Origin of the sequence: Fusibacter ferrireducens, from assembly GCF_015352425.1 — a bacterium.
Lineage (GTDB): Bacteria > Bacillota > Clostridia > Peptostreptococcales > Acidaminobacteraceae > Fusibacter_A > Fusibacter_A ferrireducens.
The window spans coordinates 25,680-42,760 of sequence record NZ_JADKNH010000007.1; the positions used below are offsets into that span (position 1 = coordinate 25,680).

The following is a 17,081-nucleotide window of genomic DNA, read 5'->3' on the forward strand; positions in this document are numbered from 1 at the left end:
TTAGCCAATAGTCTTGAACATGTCAAACATCGGTAACATCATTGAAATTACAATAAAACCTACAATAAGTGCCATACCAATTATCATAACGGGCTCGATAATCGCAATCATCTTTTGAATTGCAGAATCCAGTTCTTCATCATAATAATCTGCCGTCTTTTCGAGCATGTCCTCCAAGGCCCCTGACTCCTCCCCGATGTTCACCATTGAGATCATCATGGGGGGAAATACACCAATTTCCTTTAAGAGCAAGCTTAGCTTGACACCTTTTTTAATATCTTCCGACACTTTTTCAATACCATCGATCACCACCATATTATTGGTGACTCTCGCAGCGGAATCCAGTGCCTGTATAATGGGAATACCACTTCCAAGAAGTGTTGAAAGCGTCCTCGTAAATCGTGACGTTGCAATCTTGGCAATATTGACTTTGATCATTGGCATTTTAAGTTTAAGCCTATCAAAAGCACGTTTGCCCTCGGTCGTTTTCAAGAGGCTTCGCATGCCAAAACTCACCAAAGCAAAACCCGCTATAAACAAATACCAAAATTGTCTTATGGCATCGCTGAAACCCAATAGAATTCGAGTTGGCAAAGGCAATTTCACACCAGAGGATACAAACATATTAATAAACGTCGGCATGACAAAAGTCAATAAAAAGACGACAACGACAACGACCAATATGCCTAATACCATCGGATAAATCATAGCCCCCTTGATTTTAGAATTAATCTTGTTTTCCTTGGTATAATGCTCCGTCATACGGATTAAGACACCATCCAAATTACCTGTCATTTCACCCGCTTCAATCATCCTTATCAAAAGGACTGGAAACACCTTTTGATATCTGCCCATTGCAACGGACAACACATCTCCTTTTTGTACTTGTGTTGCCACTTCTTTTATCGTTTTCTTTAGAGTAGCATTATCAGATTGACTTATGAGTACTTCCAGAGAATTGAGCAAAGGCATCCCAGCGGCCAGCATAGTGCTGAGCTGTTTACAAAATATTGCAATATCCTTAAGTTTCACTTTGGGTTCAAAAAACTTCACTTCAGATAGATCTTTTGAGCTTTCCTCTTCTTGAGTAATCTTAAGTGGTGAATTGCCTTTTGCCCTTACAAGCTGAATCACTTCTTCTTTGGATTCGGCCTTATAGAAAACTTCATTTACTTGCCCTTTTAAGTCCAATTCCTTACACTTGAATGTCCCAGCCACCCGTTAGCCTCCTAATAATAGCCAATTTGTTTCATAACCGTATCTGTATCCACGGCATATTTCTTTAAAGTAGCTTGAGTTATTTCTCTATTCTTAAAGAGCTTGATTAGGGAAGCATCCATTGTTTGCATCCCCTGGTTGCTACTGGTCTGAATAACGGTCTGCATCTGATGCGTTTTGCCTTCACGTATGAGATTTCGAATGGCAGGGTTGGCAATCATCACCTCAAAAGCGGCAACTCTACCATTTTCATCTGCCTTTGGCATAATCTGTTGAGATATAACCGCCACCAACACAGACGCCAACTGAATCCTGATCTGCTGTTGTTGATGTGGTGGAAAAACATCGATGATTCTATCAATTGTTTTTGCGGCCCCAATGGTATGCAATGTCGATAAGACCAAGTGACCGGTTTCAGCAGCGGTTATAGCTGTGCTAATGGTCTCTAGATCTCTCATCTCACCAACCAGTATGATATCTGGATCCTGTCTCAATGCAGCTCTAAGTGCATTTGCAAAACTGCTTGAGTCATGTCCAATTTCCCTTTGATTGACAATGCTATGATCATGCTTATGAAGGTATTCAATGGGATCTTCTATCGTCATAATATGTTCATTGCGATTTTTATTCATAAAATCCACCATTGAAGCCAGTGTGGTGGATTTACCACTACCTGTGGGCCCAGTGACTAAAATGAGCCCCCTTTGGCTTTGTGAGAGCTCTTTCAGTATCGCCGGTAATTTTAAAGCCTCCATTGACGGAATTGTCAATGCCACAACGCGAAGCGCCATACAATAACTGCCTCTCTGCTTATAAATGTTAACTCTGAAACGCCCCAATCCTGGGTTTGAAAATGAAAAATCCAATTCTCCTTTAGATTCAAATGCGTTGATTTGCTCTATTGTCAACATTTCCTTAATAATTCTCATGGTATCGTCTGGCATCAAGCGTTCATTATTAATGCGAATCAGCTTCCCATTGACACGCATAATTGGAGGTGATGCAACCGTAATGTGTATATCTGATGCCCCTGCATCTATAGCGATTTTTAAGATCTCTACAATTTCCAAACAATTACCTCCCTTGCGTCTCAATTATCATCAAAATTAAACGTCATTTTCACCATTTCATCCACAGTGGTGATCCCTTCCAAAACCAATTCTCTACAAGTTTCATTTAAAGGTATCAACCCATTGTTTTGCGCCACTCTCTGAATTTCATCTGTCGATGCATCCATTGCAATACATTTTCTAATGTCTTTATCTACCACAAGCACTTCGTGAATTGCAATTCTACCTGAATAACCTGTATGATTACAAGCGTTACACCCCATGCCTCTATGGAGCATCACCGGATTTAATGATTCTAGCTTCAATATTTTCTGCTCATTCACGGTGGGGCTGTACGCGGTCTTACACTTTGCACAAATTTTTTTAACCAATCTTTGTGATACAATGCCTTTAACTGCTGAGGATACCAGATATTTTTCAACGTCCATGTCCACTAATCTCGATATGGTGCTTGCAGTGTCATTGGTATGTAGTGTCGATAAAACCACATGTCCTGTAATCGCCGCTCTAATGGCAATTTGAGCGGTCTCTGAGTCTCTCACTTCTCCAACCATGACAACATCTGGATCTTGTCTCAGTATAGATCGAAGGCCTGAAGCAAAAGTCAATCCAGCTTTATTGTTCACTTGAACTTGATTGATACCCTCTATTTTATATTCCACAGGATCTTCCACCGTTATAATATTTTTTTGAACAGAGTTCATCTCTTTGAGCACAGAATACAAAGTAGTGGTCTTACCACTGCCTGTTGGTCCTGTTACCAATATAATGCCTTCCGGGATCTTAAGTATTTTTTCAAAAAGCGCCAAATTCGTCGATGTAAACCCCAGATCTTCCTTTCTCACAACTAAGTTGCTCTGATCTAGTAATCGGATAACGATTTTTTCGCCATATACTGTGGGCAGCACTGAAATCCTCATATCAATTGGAATGCCTTCAATAGTAGTTTCAACACGACCATCTTGAGGCGTCCTTTTTTCAGAGATATTCATTTTCCCCATAATTTTGATTCGAGTTACAATTGCTGAATGCGTATTTTTGGAAGGTTTCATTGCTTCACGTAAATCGCCATCTACTCTGTAACGAATGCGTACATACTTATCAAAGGGTTCAATGTGAATGTCGCTGGCCTTTGACCGAACGGCTTGCGTTATAATGGAGTTCACCAATCTAACCATCGGTGCATTGGTAACATCTGCGTCTTCTTCATAGACATCTTCATAGTCCATTTGGCCCTGTGAATTGTACTCTTTAACTGCATTTTCAGCAGTTTCAGTAACATCGTAAAAACGCTTTATGCATCTTTGAATATCATTGGGGACCGCTATAACAGACTCTATTTGCATCCCAGTTATGATTCGAATATCATCTTTTGCAAACACATCTAGCGGATCTGACATGGCAACGATGAGTTTTCCTTTTTCCAGTTTAATCGGGATTAAAAGGTGTTTAGATGCAATCGACTCCGGGATCAGTTTAGGCACCTTTGGATCGATGTATATGCTGTTCAAATCCACGTAGGGAATGTTGTACTGCGATTCTAAAACTTTATACAACAGCTCTTCAGTTAGAGCTTTATTCTTGATAAGCGTATCACCTAATTTTCCACCTGTTATCTTTTGTGCATCCAAGGCAGCGTGAAGTTGTTCCCTTGTGATGATGCCATCTTCGACCAAGACATCGCCTAGTCTTTTTTTTAATTTCATCATAATAGAATGTCCTTCTTTTAACCAAAAAATATAGCTGCAGTTTACGTAAACTGCAGCTGAACCGTCATAGTAGAATACCTTAGACTCCAAGCTTTGCGTCCCACTTTTTCAAGCAGTTTGCCAAATCCGATTATCCTTCCTCAATTATACCTGCTTTGTATCGTAATGTAAATAGTCTTTAATATTTTTTTGGGATTAACTAGTTCTGAGGTCCTATATTAATTAGGCATTTATAATCAATATTCTCCTGCAATTCCTTGCCTTTTTTTTTACATAAAAGATGTGATATTTCCTCCAAAAAACAAAGACACCAAAGTGCCTATCACTATAAATGGACCAAAGGGAATTGCCATCTTTCGATCTTTTTTTAGGACCACAATCAATAAGATGCCTAAAACTCCTCCAAAGACAAAAGATAACCAAAGTGCAAGCAATGTCAACCGCCATCCTAAAAACAGCCCAATGACTAAAAAAATTTTCACATCTCCAAAACCGAGACCCGAAGATCCCCTATAAAAAAACGCCGAAATCTCAGCAATTGCAAACATAACACCGCCGCCAGCGATCATGCCTAAAAGGGTATTTAAATAAGAAGGAGATTCGTATACCGCATAGCTGAAAAAGAATTGATATAAGGTGACCAATCCCCCTAATATCAATCCTACGAGAACGAGCTGATTGGGGATAATCATATGATCCAAATCTATAAAAAAAACAACGATCATAAGTGCTATAAAAGCAAAGAGAATAAAAGTCGTTCCAGTATATCCAAATTTTAAAAAACACGCTACATAAAGCAAACCCGTGAGTAACTCTATCAGGGCGTATCGTACAGAAAAGGCAGCACTACAAAAGCGACATTTTCCACCTAACAAAAAATAGCTCAAGACTGGAATCATATCATACGGTTTTAACGTCCTATGGCAATAGCCACATTGAGAACGCGGTGTAACAACACTAATGCCCTCAGGGATTCTATAAATACACACATTGAGAAAAGAACCCACACAAATGCCCAAGAGGAACGCAACGACAGTGAGTACAAAGGACATACAGCCTCCTAGCCTTACATTTTTTTACACATTCCACTACCATTAAATCATATTTGAACTAAGTTCACAAGAATATAAGTGTAAATTCTATGTTATTTTGATTTTTTTAATAACCGATCCAATTTGTAATCCATTTCATACAGTAATTTATAATGAGGCAACCTAGAAAAATAGGATACAATGTCCCATTTGAGCTCTATATTCTCTTGAAGCGCACTCGCAAATTCTATCATCATATCGTAGGTTTCATCAAAGTCTTCAGGATATTTAATATCCACATGATAGCGACATTTAAAAGTATAAGTTTCAAAATCATTGGTTGCCTTTAAAATCTGTGCATAAGGATTTAAATCACTTAGACCTTTAACCCTATCCATCAGTTGTATTGAAAACGTTCCTAAAATAGCTTTATTTCCAAATTTTAAAACCGTTGTCTCTTTCCCCGACTTAATTTTCATACTCGTTCCATAGGGTACCGACCAAAGTTTATTTTTCCGATGAATAACACTCCTAATCTCCTCACCAATATAATGATGGATGGCCATTTTTTCAGTGGGTAGAGGCAAAGACTTATAGTGATCCGATTGATATTCTATGGATTGAATAATCGCATAGATCAAAACTTCTCTCAACAGTTTTTCCTTATCCGCAAGAGCACGTTTTAATGTCTCTTGATCGGATCTCGATATCAAATCAAAATAAGCATTTAAAGATTGATAAATTTCAGGTTGTGTTGGGAACCTTTCGAAATAGCCCAGTGTATCAGGCACGCTCATTTTTTCTCTTAACAAGGTTATTTCAAGTATGTTTTCAGATGCTATTTTGGGCAGTACCGTGTGATTGAACAACCACTCCAAATGTCGATCGCTTACCAAGCTTTTACCGTGGGTCGTTCTAATATAGTATTCTCGAGTTCTTACGATACTCCCCTCATGTTTTGAGACAAGAGCATGTGGGATTGTGAGCCGCTTGGGGATACTAATAACTCCAAATTCTTGCTCTTTCCACTTGAAAAGATGTGAGTCCACAAAAATTTGAGGACTTATAATATCCTTACAAATATTTTCAATGTATTCCTTAAATTTATCAAAACCATCTTTACCCGGATCTGAAAACTTTTCAAAGATGTTCTTACCCTCAAATGTGCCATCATCTTTAACGCCAACAATCAACATGCCCCCCTCACGATTTGCAAACGAAACAATTATAGAAGCCATTTCTTTACCGTCAAATTTGCCTTCACCTGTTATAAACTTAGAAGTTTCTTTGAGTTCGACGCGTATATTTTCTTTTTCATAAGACTCCAAAATGTTTAAGATATTCTGTAATTTCATACAACCTCCATTATTTTATCGTACAATGAGATTAATGTTATAAAAAATGGGCATAAGTAAAGTAGGTCAAAATAACTAGCTTTTAGTCGCTTTGTATAGTGCAAAGGAGTACAACATGTTTAAGAAAATAGACGATGTCGTCTCATTTTTTTCTCAATTGAATAAACCCATTGTCATATTAGACCGGCACAGAGTCATTGCAATCAACTCTATTTTGGCTGAACTCTTCTCAGTAGAAGGTCACTTGCTCATTGGAAAGACCATCCTTGATTTTTCTCCAGAATTCCAAGAAAACAATTTGCCCTCTGATCGCTTAGCTCACGAGTACATTAACAAAGCATATGAAATTGGGCATGTGGATTTCAGTTGGATTCATACGGATGTTTTCCTCAACTCCATCCTCTGCACCGTTAATCTCAATCAGGTACAAATTGGCAATTCGAATTATCTTGTGGGGATGCTTGAAAACATCAAATATATTCCTAAATTAGCCCCAGAAGAAGAAAAAAAATACTTATTTAATAGCATCCGAATTCGGACACTCCTCAACCTAAAAGCGGAGGATCAACAAAGGTTGTTTAATATAGCCAAACTGCCTATGTGTATCTCCAATTTTGATGGCTCTATTTTAGAAGTTAATAATGCTTGGAAAAAAATTTTAAAAGGATCTCCTGAAACCCCTGAAAATAATTATTTTCTAGATTTCATTCATCCTGAAGACCGAGACAGAACCCAAAAGGCATTCAGTGTCTTATCCAAAGGCCACGATCTCTATCTTTTCAAAAATAAATATCAGAGCACTGAGGGGGATTATAAAACCATCCGGTGGTCTATTTTCTCATATAAAATCGCAAGCAAGATTTTTATCATTGCAGAAATCTTAGATTGATCAGTTTCATCCAGTAAACACAGGGATGAACTGATTTTTTTTGACATCAAAGAGACCTTGGTCTGTCAATTTAACTTCTGGAATCACTGGCAAAGCTAAGAATGCCAGCATCAAGAAAGGATCTATTTTCGCATCCATTTGAAATTCTGAATAAACAAGCGTCATAAGACATTTGAGCTTATCTGTAACTTCAACAGCCGAATGTTCACTCATCAATCCTGCCACTTTCAAAGGCAATACATCCAAAACATCATTACCCCGAGAAAGTACAATACCACCTCCAGCGCGTTCAACACCCTTTATGGCAGTATAAATGCTCACATCATCACTTCCAACTGCGATTATATTATGTGAATCATGCGCAATTGTCATTGCTATTCCACCATGCTCTAATTTCAAGCCACTTACGTATGCCTTACCTATGTTTCCGGTGGCATGGTGACGTTCAACAACCACTAATTTCAAAAGTGTTTCCATCACAGCGTCTGTGTTAGGCAATTTTAAAAGAGGTGTTATGAGAGAACCCTCTAAAATCTGAATAACATTAATATGAGACCCCTCTCTTCTAATTTCAAGTTCTGAAATATCAAAAGGTCGCATTCTCATGGAATTACACATGGACAAAGTCAATTTATTATCCATCGTAAGTGCGTTTTTGTGAGTAAATGCATCATGTACTAAGATGCCCTTCTTATAAACCCCTTCCACCTTAAAAGAATCCTCGGATTTCAATATCAAAAAATCAGCCTGATAGCCTGGAGCTATTGCACCTACATTTTTCAACTGATAGCAATTAGCAGCATTAATGGTTGCAATTTGGATGGCATTTTCAAAAGAAAGACCGTTTGCAACAGCCTTGCGCACATGATTGTCTATGTGCCCTTCATCTACAATATCTTGAGGGTGACGATCATCTGTACAAAATAGAATTCGATTTAAATTGCCTGAATCCACACCCTTTATGAGCACATCAAAATTTCGTGCCGCAGACCCCTCTCGAATCATCACATACATGCCCTTTTCTATTTTTTCTCTGAGCTCATCAACGGTTTCACATTCATGGTCCGTTCGAATGCCAGTACTGATATACCGATCTAAATCCACACCAGTAAGTCCAGGTGCATGTCCGTCAATAGGCTTGCCCATACGTTTAAAGAGCTCTATCTTTGCCATAATATCTTTATTTTTGACCAAAACACCATTAAAATCCATCACTTCACCCAGCCCCACAACATGCTTATGATTTGCATACAGAGCTAAATCTTTGGCATCAAGTTGTGCGCCTGAGTGCTCAAAAGGGGTAGCAGGCACACACGAAGGCAAACTTAAATAGATGTCGAGCAAGCACTGTTCTGAAGCCTCTATCATATATCTGAGACCATCCATACCCAACACGTTGGCAATTTCATGTGGATCTGCAATAACCGTGGTAGTTCCAAGTGGCAAAATCAATTTTTCAAATTCATAAGGGGTCAACATTGAGGACTCTATATGGACATGGGCATCTATCAGCCCAGGAATTACTTTTGCACCTTTGAGATCCATCATTTTTTTCCCGATATATCCACCAAATCCGACAATTATGCCCTTGTCAATTGCCAAATCGCTTAAATGCCACTGCCCTGAAAATACATTTAGAATCAAAGCATTATGTAATACTAGTTCAACAATTTTCTGACGGCTCACGACCTCACCTCCACACCCTTATTATACCATATCGAGCGTAACAAAAAGTAATGATAAACCCGATAAAAAAAGAGATATTCTCTTAAATGTAATATCTCTTTTTAAAGATCAACGCTTCACTATAAATGCTAAAATGCAAATATTTTCAAAATCCGTTCATCAAAGACATGTCATATATAGAATCCTTTGCACACTATAAATTTTGACATACTCTGAATAAAGACAGAAACAACACCTACTTTTCAATTTTCAATTCTGCTCTAACTTCATCACTGACATATTTTCCAATAATGATGTGCTCCAGTATAACACGTTCAAGTATATAGGCCCAAGCACTAAACATAATTAAAATGAAAAAACTGGAGACATAACGTCCTAAAATATAGAGTAACAAAAGGGTAAAAATCATCGAAATAGAGGTCAAAGCATGTTTGTGCGCCATTATAAAAGCGCTCTTAATGGCCTCTTTATTATTAAGTGTCAACTTAGACTGTATCCCAAAATAATACAAACTAACCACAATGAGTTCATAAATGAGAATGTATTGAAAAACAACAAAGATAAAGCTGAGTTGTCTTAGTAATTCTATATTCAAGAGGTTAAAATATGAAATTGAAGCAATTACCATGATGCCAACCCAATAAAGGGTCACTTGTTTAAAGTTCATTTTTAAGCTCTTAAAGTAAAGTTGTCTAACGCTACCTTCTTCACGCCTTAACCCATGGTATATTGCATAGATCATGGCAGTAATCGCAACGCCTGTACCGAATCCCAAAGTGAGAAACACCGTTGCTAGAAAATAGATATTGAGTAAAATGAGCTCATATAACAAAGTCATAATCTGCGAAAAAGGACTGTCGATATCAAATAACTTCATACTTGAACCTCGGTTGATAAATAAGGTATATAAGCTGAATCCGTCCCTTTTACATGTGACATAATCCAATTGACGACAAACGCCAATAAGTCCAATAAAGTCTGATACTGGTCTGCCTCAATTTTTTCTGCTTTAAATCGATCCAGAAAACTCACAAATCTTTGATGATCCTTTTTATGATTAACAAGCCCTGGAAATTTAATCCGTTCTAAAATTTCTTCTTCAGTCTCAAAGTGTTTAAGTGCATATAAGTGCAACTTGACTAAAATATGAATAATTTCATCATAGTCATAATCCGTTTCTGTATAGTTTTCAAACAACGTTTCAAGCTGAGTCGCTATGTCAAACAATTGTTGATGCTGACGATCTATTATTTCATTTCCAACTGCTAAACTTTCATCCCAAACCATTAGATAGCCTCCTCATCAAACCTAGCGTTAAATATTTATAACGCTTTCTATTTTTTTTATTGTCATAAGCAGCACTTCGATGTAATAAGCACCTCTATCATTGGATACCCTCTCGTTAGATACCCTCCCTTTAATATTACCATCGTGTGCTTCTATAATCAAATTTTCATGCAATTTCATTAAGTGCTCATAAGCGGTGATCACTTCTTCAATTGGAATCCACTGATTTTGTGGTATCAATGTATAAAGAATAATTTCAATAATATAATGATTCAAATTTTTAATTTCCGAAATCAGCTTCACTGTATTGCCTGAGTTCATATTCATGTCAGGCATATGATTGAAAATGACATCAATATCCTTAAAAAGGCCTATCGCTTCATTTTTAGTCTTATTAAGTGTATTAAAATCCGGCTGATTTTGATAGGTTTCTAAAAAAGAATACATCTTTTCTAAAACATAAGTCAATCTTTTATGCAACATCTTTTTATAGAAAAATTTTGAAAAGATGAAATTGTAAAATACTGCAATTAGAATGCCCGCTGTCAACGCAAGCAACCTCAGTCTTAAAGTCAGTAGAACACTGGCGTTTCCAAGAGCATTGTATTGAACATACTGAGTCATATAAATTGCTGTAAATATGGATACTGCGGATACCTCTTTCCAATTCCCAAGCAGTGAAACATAGATTGTCAAGCCAACTGCAAGAGGTATCGTAAACCAATTTATACCAAACAATGCCAAAACAACTGCACTGGTGACGCCACCAAGCCATGATGCTTTAAGTTGTGAAATGCCACTTTTAATGCCCGATACGGTTACCGGTTCAAGCGTGAGCATCATCCCAAACAACAGTGAAATCATGTCTTTGCCTATGATCGAATGATTATGAAATATCAAATAAGCCGTCATCACACTCAAAAAACTCTTCAAAATGTACAGCGGAGAATCAAACAACATCGCTTCTCTACTCAGTAATAACCTGCTTTTAATTTTATCCATTTGATCTCACCTTCTCATCAGTTGCTTATTTATAAATTACCCTCTTATATTGGTCTATAATCTCTTCTTTGGCCTTGCAAATAACTTCTGCACTTTTAATAATATTTGAGTGCCTGCTATAGCAGGTTTCATCAGAGGGGTCTCCATATATGTTTTTACCTCAATCAATCTCTGGGGTATCTGAATGGATTGAGGGCAATGTTCCAGACATTTACCGCAGTTTTTACAGAGAGATGCGTATGAGGGCGCACCATTTGCACCACCAAGTTGAAGCCAGTAAAACCCTTTCATTTTTTTTTGATTCAATAAGAATACAGAGTTATAGAGATCAAAGCATCTGGGAATATCCACGCCAAATGGACAGGGCATACAATATTGACAACCTGTACAAGGAATTTTTTGCAGTTTATGATATACAGCCTTGACATCAGATATAATCCGAAGCTCTTCTCTTGACATAATCTGTATGCCAGATCTCTCAGCATAAAGTAAGTTGTCTTGTAAATGCTGCTGTTCAGTCATTCCTGAAAGCACCATAGTCACCCCAGGATGATTCCAAATCCATCTAAGAGCCCACTCTGCTGGTGATCGCGTGTCATCAAATGCGCGGTACGCTTCCAATACTTTCTCAGGCAGATTTTTAACAAGACTCCCTCCTCTAAGCGGTTCCATTACAAACACTGCAATGCCCTTTGAAGCGGCATACTCTAAACCCGCCTTGCCAGCTTGATTTAAGTCATCTAATAGATTATATTGAATTTGACAAAAATCCCATGGATATGCATCAATAATCTCTTTAAACAAAGTGCGATCACCGTGGAAGGAAAAACCCACATGATCAATCTTTCTTTCACTTTTTAGAGTCTTCAAAAATGTCAATGCATTCATTGAATTGAATTTTGTCCACGTCTCACGATTGAGAGCATGCAATAAATAGTAGTCTATACAATCAACTTTCAGTTTCCGCCTCTGATCTTCAAATATTTTAGATAGGTCTGATGCCCTTTGAACGGACCAAGGTGGCATTTTCGTTGCAATTTTCACCTGTTCTCTATAGCCTGAACTCAAGAATTTGCCTAAAAAAATCTCACTCTGACCACCATGATAAAAATAGGCTGTATCTATATAGTTTACACCTGCCTCAATTGCCTTTTTAAGAAATTCTGTAGCTTTTTCTTCATCAATTTTACCTGCAACGACCGGAAATCTCATACCGCCATAGCCTAATATCGAAACCTGGTCCCCTGTGGATTGTACTTCTCTGTATTGCATGTTCTACCTTTCTTCCGTTTAAAAATCTTTCATTTAAAAAAAAAACCTAGCAACCTCAGTCAATCGTTCTATACTAAAGCTCTCTAGGTTCAAACTATGTCTAGTAAATATTTCACTGTAAATTCATCACCGTAGATTCTATTCAACAGGAACCAGCCTTAGCCTAGATTCACTTATTTTCTTTAAATTTGATTTAAAACGTTGACAATTTCTTTCATTTGAGCCGTTGTTTTTTCTTGTTCAGAAGCAATCCGGTTGAGCTTAGACACTTCCATTGTGATGCGCTCATTTTCAAGTCCAAGTGATTGTAATAACTCCGCTATTTGTCCAGCAAACGTACTGGTTGTGTCCGACATTTTTTGAACTTCTGTGGCGACCACAGAAAAGCCCTTCCCGTGTTCTCCTGCTCTTGCAGCTTCAATATTGGCATTGAGTCCTAAAATCTTAATTTGTTGCGTTATTTTGTTCACCGCTTTAGTCATCTCATCTGTTTGCAGAATAAATTTTTTAGATTCTTCCGATGCATTAACCAATTGTTTATTAATGTCTAGCAGTTCGCCTGTAACCGATAAGATGTAATCCATTTCCTTGTGTAATTTATCACTGGTCTCCGTAATCTGTTCCAACTGATAATTAAGCCTATCCGTAATTTTGGTCTGCTGATCCACAACCGTCATCAAAAGTGCAGCCACATCAGATTGGATAATGCGTTTTTTTTTACCGTATTGTTCCATTAAAGTGTTTAGAACATTTTCACTACCTGTCGCTTCTATGATCAAATCAACTTCTGATGCTATTTGTGTCAAATCCATTACGCAATTTATGCCCAATTGCTTTGCAAGCAAAACCCCCTGAGATTGTTGATTTCTATCCACAACCGTTTTTATTTCAACTTCATCCATTTGATGAAAAAGTTCTATAAGTTTCTTCCCACCAGTTCCAGCACCTACAATTGCAATTTTCATATATTAATCCTCCCACATTTCAGTTAAAATCTATTTAAAACCGTGCTCTATTTTTAGGCTCTAAGTACACGTTTATTATACCATTTAATCGTCCTAAAATAGGAATTGTTTTTTTACAAATTCGACATTTAAAATCCAGGTAATATACATGAGCACACTCAAACTTGAAGTTGCAAATCGAATAGAATTTGACGTGTATATCGGCAATAAAAAATAATGTAATTCAAGATAAACGATGATCCAATCTACTAAGAAAAATCCCAATAAAGCAAACAACACAATTCTATGATTTAAAGTATGCTTTTTCCTCTTGCTATGCGCTATTGCTGGCATCACCAGCAACGATATTGTTAACATAAAAAGAAACGTTCGCATCTCAATTTGGGCTTCAAAGAAGCGCATACCACTTGAAAACAATTTTATGGCAAAGCCGAAAAAAATTAACCATTCTATGCCGTTGATCAAATCTATCAGAAAATGAGAAAGTAAATCGCTATCAAAGGCTTCTTTTCTCAAATGCTTTATGACTAAAATCTCAATCAACAGCCAGATTAAAATCATTAAAACGGCTATTGGCTTTCCAGTCGCATTCGCATGATCTAATGCGACAATCCAATAAAGTAGACCTATTAACATTAAAAATAACAAATATATTTTTCGCAAGATATGCCCCCTAAAAATCACAATATTAATTCTCGTCAATTATAACTTAAAAAAAAATTTTAATAAAGTCATTAAAAATAGATATATCTCAATAACATTTGGATATATATAGAAATGAGACACTTTAAAGAACCTTAAAGGAGGGAAGACCCTTGAATCTATCGCTGAAAAATGTCAAATTTATGAAACAAGCCATGATGAGAAAAGTACTCTATTCACTTTTGCCAATCGTATGTGCCGGCATCTACTTTTTTGGATTACGTGTACTTGCATTGCTTATTGTCGTAACCTTATTCGCCTGTTTAACCGAATGGGTCTTTGTTAGAAAAACAACTCATAAGATAACAGAAGCCGTCCTTATTACTGCTATTTTATTCACATTGACATTGCCACCCCAAACCCCTTACTGGATTGCCATTATCGGCATCATCTTCGGCGTCCTCTTCGGAAAAATGGTGTTTGGTGGATTTGGTAAAAACCCATTTAATCCTGCTTTAGTGGGCAGAGCTTTTATCTATGTCAATTTTCCAAAATTCATGACGGTTGAATGGACCAAGCCTGTTGATGGCCTATTGGGAGGTTTCACGACTTATCTAGGGCAACCGATTGATGCCATCACACAATCCACGCCTATGTTGATCTACAGAGCCACTGGAGAGACTGCGCCTATCAAAGATATGTTGTTTGGCAACATCGCAGGCTCAATCGGCGAAACCAGTGCTCTTTTAATCATTTTAATGGGCATCTATCTCATCTACACAAAAACAGCTGCTAAAGAAACCATATTCAGTGTCCTTGCCGGTTTTCTAATTATGGATTCTATCTTCTATTTTTCAGGATTTCAGCAAGTGCCCAACCCTATATATGGCCTTCTAGCTGGTGGCATCCTATTTGGAGCTGTTTTCATGGCCACTGATCCCATCTCATCCCCTAAAACTTTCCAAGGTCGAATTGTTTACGGCTTATTAATTGGATGCATCACGGTGATCATAAGGGGATTCGCCTTGTTTGCCGGTGGTATTATGTTCGCTATATTAATTGGCAATACATTTGCACCCATCTTAGATGAAGCTGTAAATGCGATTAAAAATCGCAAAAAACTTCCTGTAAAGGAGGGAAAATAATGGCAAAGAAAAAACAAATCCTGTACCCAGTTGTCTTCATGGTGATATTAACCGCTTTGTTTACTTTTGTGCTTGCCTTTATAAATGCAAGCTCCCTTGATCTCATAAAGGAACAAGAAGCCCTTAGAATCCAAAAATCTATATTATATGTTTTCAATATACCTTTTGAAGCGCAGGATGCTGTCATCCAAAAAACTTTTGATGAAAATGTTACTACTAAAACAATTAATGGCAAAGTATATTATATCTACAGTGTGGATAACATGATTAAAGGTTATGCGTTTCAGTTTTCTGGGAGAGGCCTCTGGGGCACCATCACAGGCAATATTGCCATATCGCCAGAATTCGATACCGTACTCGGCATTGACTTCATCTCACATTCTGAAACGCCAGGATTGGGAGGGCGTATCGATGAGTCTTGGTTTAAAGAACAGTTTCGAAACATGCCGATCAAGACAAAAGCCCCTGTGATATTCAAACCTGCTGAAGGCGGTACTGTTGATGCTGTAACTGGTGCTACACTGACTTCAAACTCAGTACGAGACATGGTCAACCAATTTGTAACAGACCTCTCAGACATAAAAAAGGAGGTAAAGCTCAATGAATGAATTAAAACGCGTCTTTAAAGAAGGCATTATCAAAGACAATCCTGTCTTTAGACAAATACTTGGCATCTGCTCTTCCCTTGCTGTGACAAATTTACTTCTCAATTCTCTTGTTATGGGGATTGGCCTCATGTTTGTCACAGGTTTTTCAAGTTTTACAGTTTCGCTGATACGTAATCAAACCCCAAAACACATTCGAATGATGGTTCAAACACTTATTATATCCGCTTATGTTATTATTCTAGATATCTTCTTAAAAGCATACTGGCCAACGATGTCTAAAGCCTTAGGACCTTATGTGGGATTAATCATCACCAACTGCATTATCATGGGGCGCTGTGAAGCGTTTGCTCAAAAGAACAAACCGCTCATCTCATTCTTTGATGGTTTGACCATGGGACTTGGCTATACCATCGTTTTGCTCTTCATTGCCTTTTTCCGAGAGCTCCTTGGCTTTGGATCACTCTTTGGTATTCAAGTGTTGGGCGAAGGATGGGTCAATTGGACCCTGATGATTATGCCACCAGGTGCATTCTTTATGCTTGGAATCGTGATTTGGATCACAAGAAATGTCTTTCCTAATAATGATGAAAAAGGAGGTGCTCAGGCATGATTGAAATCAATCCACTAGTCATATTCTTTGCTTCAATTTTTACCAATAATATGATTCTATCAAACTTTCTCGGCATGTGTTCCTTTATAGCTGTCTCCAATGAAATTAAGACCTCACTTAGTTTAGGTCAAGCCGTTACCTTCGTGCTTGCTTGCACCACTGTACTCAATTATTTTATCTATCATTACATCCTTGTCCCTTGGGGATATGAGTACCTTAGATTCATCGTTTTCATCATTGTTATTGCTGCATTCGTTCAGCTTGTGGAAATGATTATAGAACGATACTTTGAAACACTTTATTTCTCTCTTGGTATTTTTTTACCACTGATTACCGTAAATTGTGCAATCCTTGGGGTTTCTCTTTTTATGACGATCAGAGATTACAATCTATTTCAATCTTTTGCATTTGGAATCGGTTCTGGATTGGGCTGGACGCTTGCCATCGTTGCCATGGCTGGAATTCGGAAAAAAATAAGAAATGCTAAATTGCCTAAAGGGCTAGAAGGCCCAGGAATCACCTTAATCATTACAGGCATTATGGCGCTCGCTTTTTTAGGTTTTTCTGGAATCGTTCAAATTCAATAGGAGGC

At 37.6% G+C, this 17,081-nt stretch carries 17 protein-coding genes and 1 riboswitch; of the genes, 5 read left to right on the forward strand and 12 right to left on the reverse strand.

All coding sequences use genetic code 11. The features are described from left to right. The 5 genes from ISU02_RS12095 to ISU02_RS12115 all read right to left on the reverse strand — a co-directional run bounded on the left by ISU02_RS12095 (window position 1) and on the right by ISU02_RS12115 (window position 6,383). Window positions 1-1,218 (reverse strand): type II secretion system F family protein, encoded by a 1,218-nt coding sequence (locus ISU02_RS12095; RefSeq protein WP_194702096.1) that lies wholly within the window; start codon window positions 1,216-1,218, stop codon window positions 1-3. A gap of 11 nt (window positions 1,219-1,229) precedes the next feature. Further along, window positions 1,230-2,288 (reverse strand): type IV pilus twitching motility protein PilT, encoded by a 1,059-nt coding sequence (locus ISU02_RS12100; protein WP_194702097.1) that lies wholly within the window; start codon window positions 2,286-2,288, stop codon window positions 1,230-1,232. Between the two features lie 20 nt (window positions 2,289-2,308). Further along, complete coding sequence (locus ISU02_RS12105; protein WP_194702098.1) at window positions 2,309-3,997, reverse strand: GspE/PulE family protein; 1,689 nt, start codon at window positions 3,995-3,997, stop codon at window positions 2,309-2,311. Between the two features lie 48 nt (window positions 3,998-4,045). Next, window positions 4,046-4,129, reverse strand: a riboswitch (cyclic di-GMP riboswitch). 137 nt (window positions 4,130-4,266) lie between these two features. Then, on the reverse strand, window positions 4,267-5,049 hold the full coding sequence (locus tag ISU02_RS12110; protein WP_194702099.1) for a prepilin peptidase: 783 nt from the start codon (window positions 5,047-5,049) through the stop codon (window positions 4,267-4,269). Between the two features lie 92 nt (window positions 5,050-5,141). Further along, window positions 5,142-6,383: an AlbA family DNA-binding domain-containing protein gene (locus ISU02_RS12115; RefSeq protein ID WP_194702100.1), complete on the reverse strand. Its 1,242-nt coding sequence runs from the start codon at window positions 6,381-6,383 to the stop codon at window positions 5,142-5,144. A gap of 115 nt (window positions 6,384-6,498) precedes the next feature. Between ISU02_RS12115 and ISU02_RS12120 the strand changes: the two genes are divergently transcribed. After that, window positions 6,499-7,272 carry a PAS domain-containing protein gene (locus ISU02_RS12120; protein ID WP_194702101.1) on the forward strand — a complete coding sequence of 258 codons (774 nt, stop codon included), beginning with the start codon at window positions 6,499-6,501 and terminating at the stop codon, window positions 7,270-7,272. A gap of 6 nt (window positions 7,273-7,278) precedes the next feature. Here ISU02_RS12120 and ade read toward each other — a convergent pair whose 3' ends face one another. The 7 genes from ade to ISU02_RS12155 form a co-directional block, all read right to left on the reverse strand. Beyond that, window positions 7,279-8,958 carry an adenine deaminase gene (gene ade / locus ISU02_RS12125; RefSeq protein WP_194702102.1) on the reverse strand — a complete coding sequence of 560 codons (1,680 nt, stop codon included), beginning with the start codon at window positions 8,956-8,958 and terminating at the stop codon, window positions 7,279-7,281. Between the two features lie 235 nt (window positions 8,959-9,193). Continuing rightward, window positions 9,194-9,835, reverse strand: coding sequence for a DUF624 domain-containing protein (locus ISU02_RS12130; protein ID WP_194702103.1), 642 nt, complete (start codon window positions 9,833-9,835; stop codon window positions 9,194-9,196). Beyond that, window positions 9,832-10,245 (reverse strand): bacteriohemerythrin, encoded by a 414-nt coding sequence (locus ISU02_RS12135; RefSeq protein WP_194702104.1) that lies wholly within the window; start codon window positions 10,243-10,245, stop codon window positions 9,832-9,834. Before ISU02_RS12135 ends, ISU02_RS12130 begins: the two co-directional genes overlap by 4 nt. Before the next feature lie 27 nt (window positions 10,246-10,272). Further along, window positions 10,273-11,247 (reverse strand): aromatic acid exporter family protein, encoded by a 975-nt coding sequence (locus tag ISU02_RS12140; RefSeq protein ID WP_194702105.1) that lies wholly within the window; start codon window positions 11,245-11,247, stop codon window positions 10,273-10,275. A gap of 54 nt (window positions 11,248-11,301) precedes the next feature. After that, window positions 11,302-12,519 (reverse strand): aldo/keto reductase, encoded by a 1,218-nt coding sequence (locus tag ISU02_RS12145; protein WP_194702106.1) that lies wholly within the window; start codon window positions 12,517-12,519, stop codon window positions 11,302-11,304. Between the two features lie 182 nt (window positions 12,520-12,701). Further along, a complete protein-coding gene (locus ISU02_RS12150) occupies window positions 12,702-13,484 on the reverse strand; it encodes a methyl-accepting chemotaxis protein (protein WP_194702107.1) in 783 nt (260 codons plus the stop codon). A 93-nt stretch (window positions 13,485-13,577) separates the two neighbouring features. Continuing rightward, a complete protein-coding gene (locus ISU02_RS12155) occupies window positions 13,578-14,147 on the reverse strand; it encodes a hypothetical protein (protein WP_194702108.1) in 570 nt (189 codons plus the stop codon). A 152-nt stretch (window positions 14,148-14,299) separates the two neighbouring features. Between ISU02_RS12155 and ISU02_RS12160 the strand changes: the two genes are divergently transcribed. From ISU02_RS12160 to ISU02_RS12175, 4 genes are read left to right on the forward strand one after another with little or no spacing between them, the layout of a single operon-like run. Then, window positions 14,300-15,271 carry an RnfABCDGE type electron transport complex subunit D gene (locus ISU02_RS12160; RefSeq protein WP_228727808.1) on the forward strand — a complete coding sequence of 324 codons (972 nt, stop codon included), beginning with the start codon at window positions 14,300-14,302 and terminating at the stop codon, window positions 15,269-15,271. Further along, window positions 15,271-15,879 carry an FMN-binding protein gene (locus ISU02_RS12165; RefSeq protein ID WP_194702109.1) on the forward strand — a complete coding sequence of 203 codons (609 nt, stop codon included), beginning with the start codon at window positions 15,271-15,273 and terminating at the stop codon, window positions 15,877-15,879. The genes ISU02_RS12160 and ISU02_RS12165 overlap by 1 nt, the downstream gene beginning before the upstream one ends. Next, window positions 15,872-16,489 carry an NADH:ubiquinone reductase (Na(+)-transporting) subunit D gene (locus ISU02_RS12170; protein ID WP_194702110.1) on the forward strand — a complete coding sequence of 206 codons (618 nt, stop codon included), beginning with the start codon at window positions 15,872-15,874 and terminating at the stop codon, window positions 16,487-16,489. The genes ISU02_RS12165 and ISU02_RS12170 overlap by 8 nt, the downstream gene beginning before the upstream one ends. Next, a complete protein-coding gene (locus tag ISU02_RS12175) occupies window positions 16,486-17,076 on the forward strand; it encodes an NADH:ubiquinone reductase (Na(+)-transporting) subunit E (protein ID WP_194702111.1) in 591 nt (196 codons plus the stop codon). The genes ISU02_RS12170 and ISU02_RS12175 overlap by 4 nt, the downstream gene beginning before the upstream one ends. The last annotated feature ends 5 nt before the right edge of the window (window positions 17,077-17,081 follow it).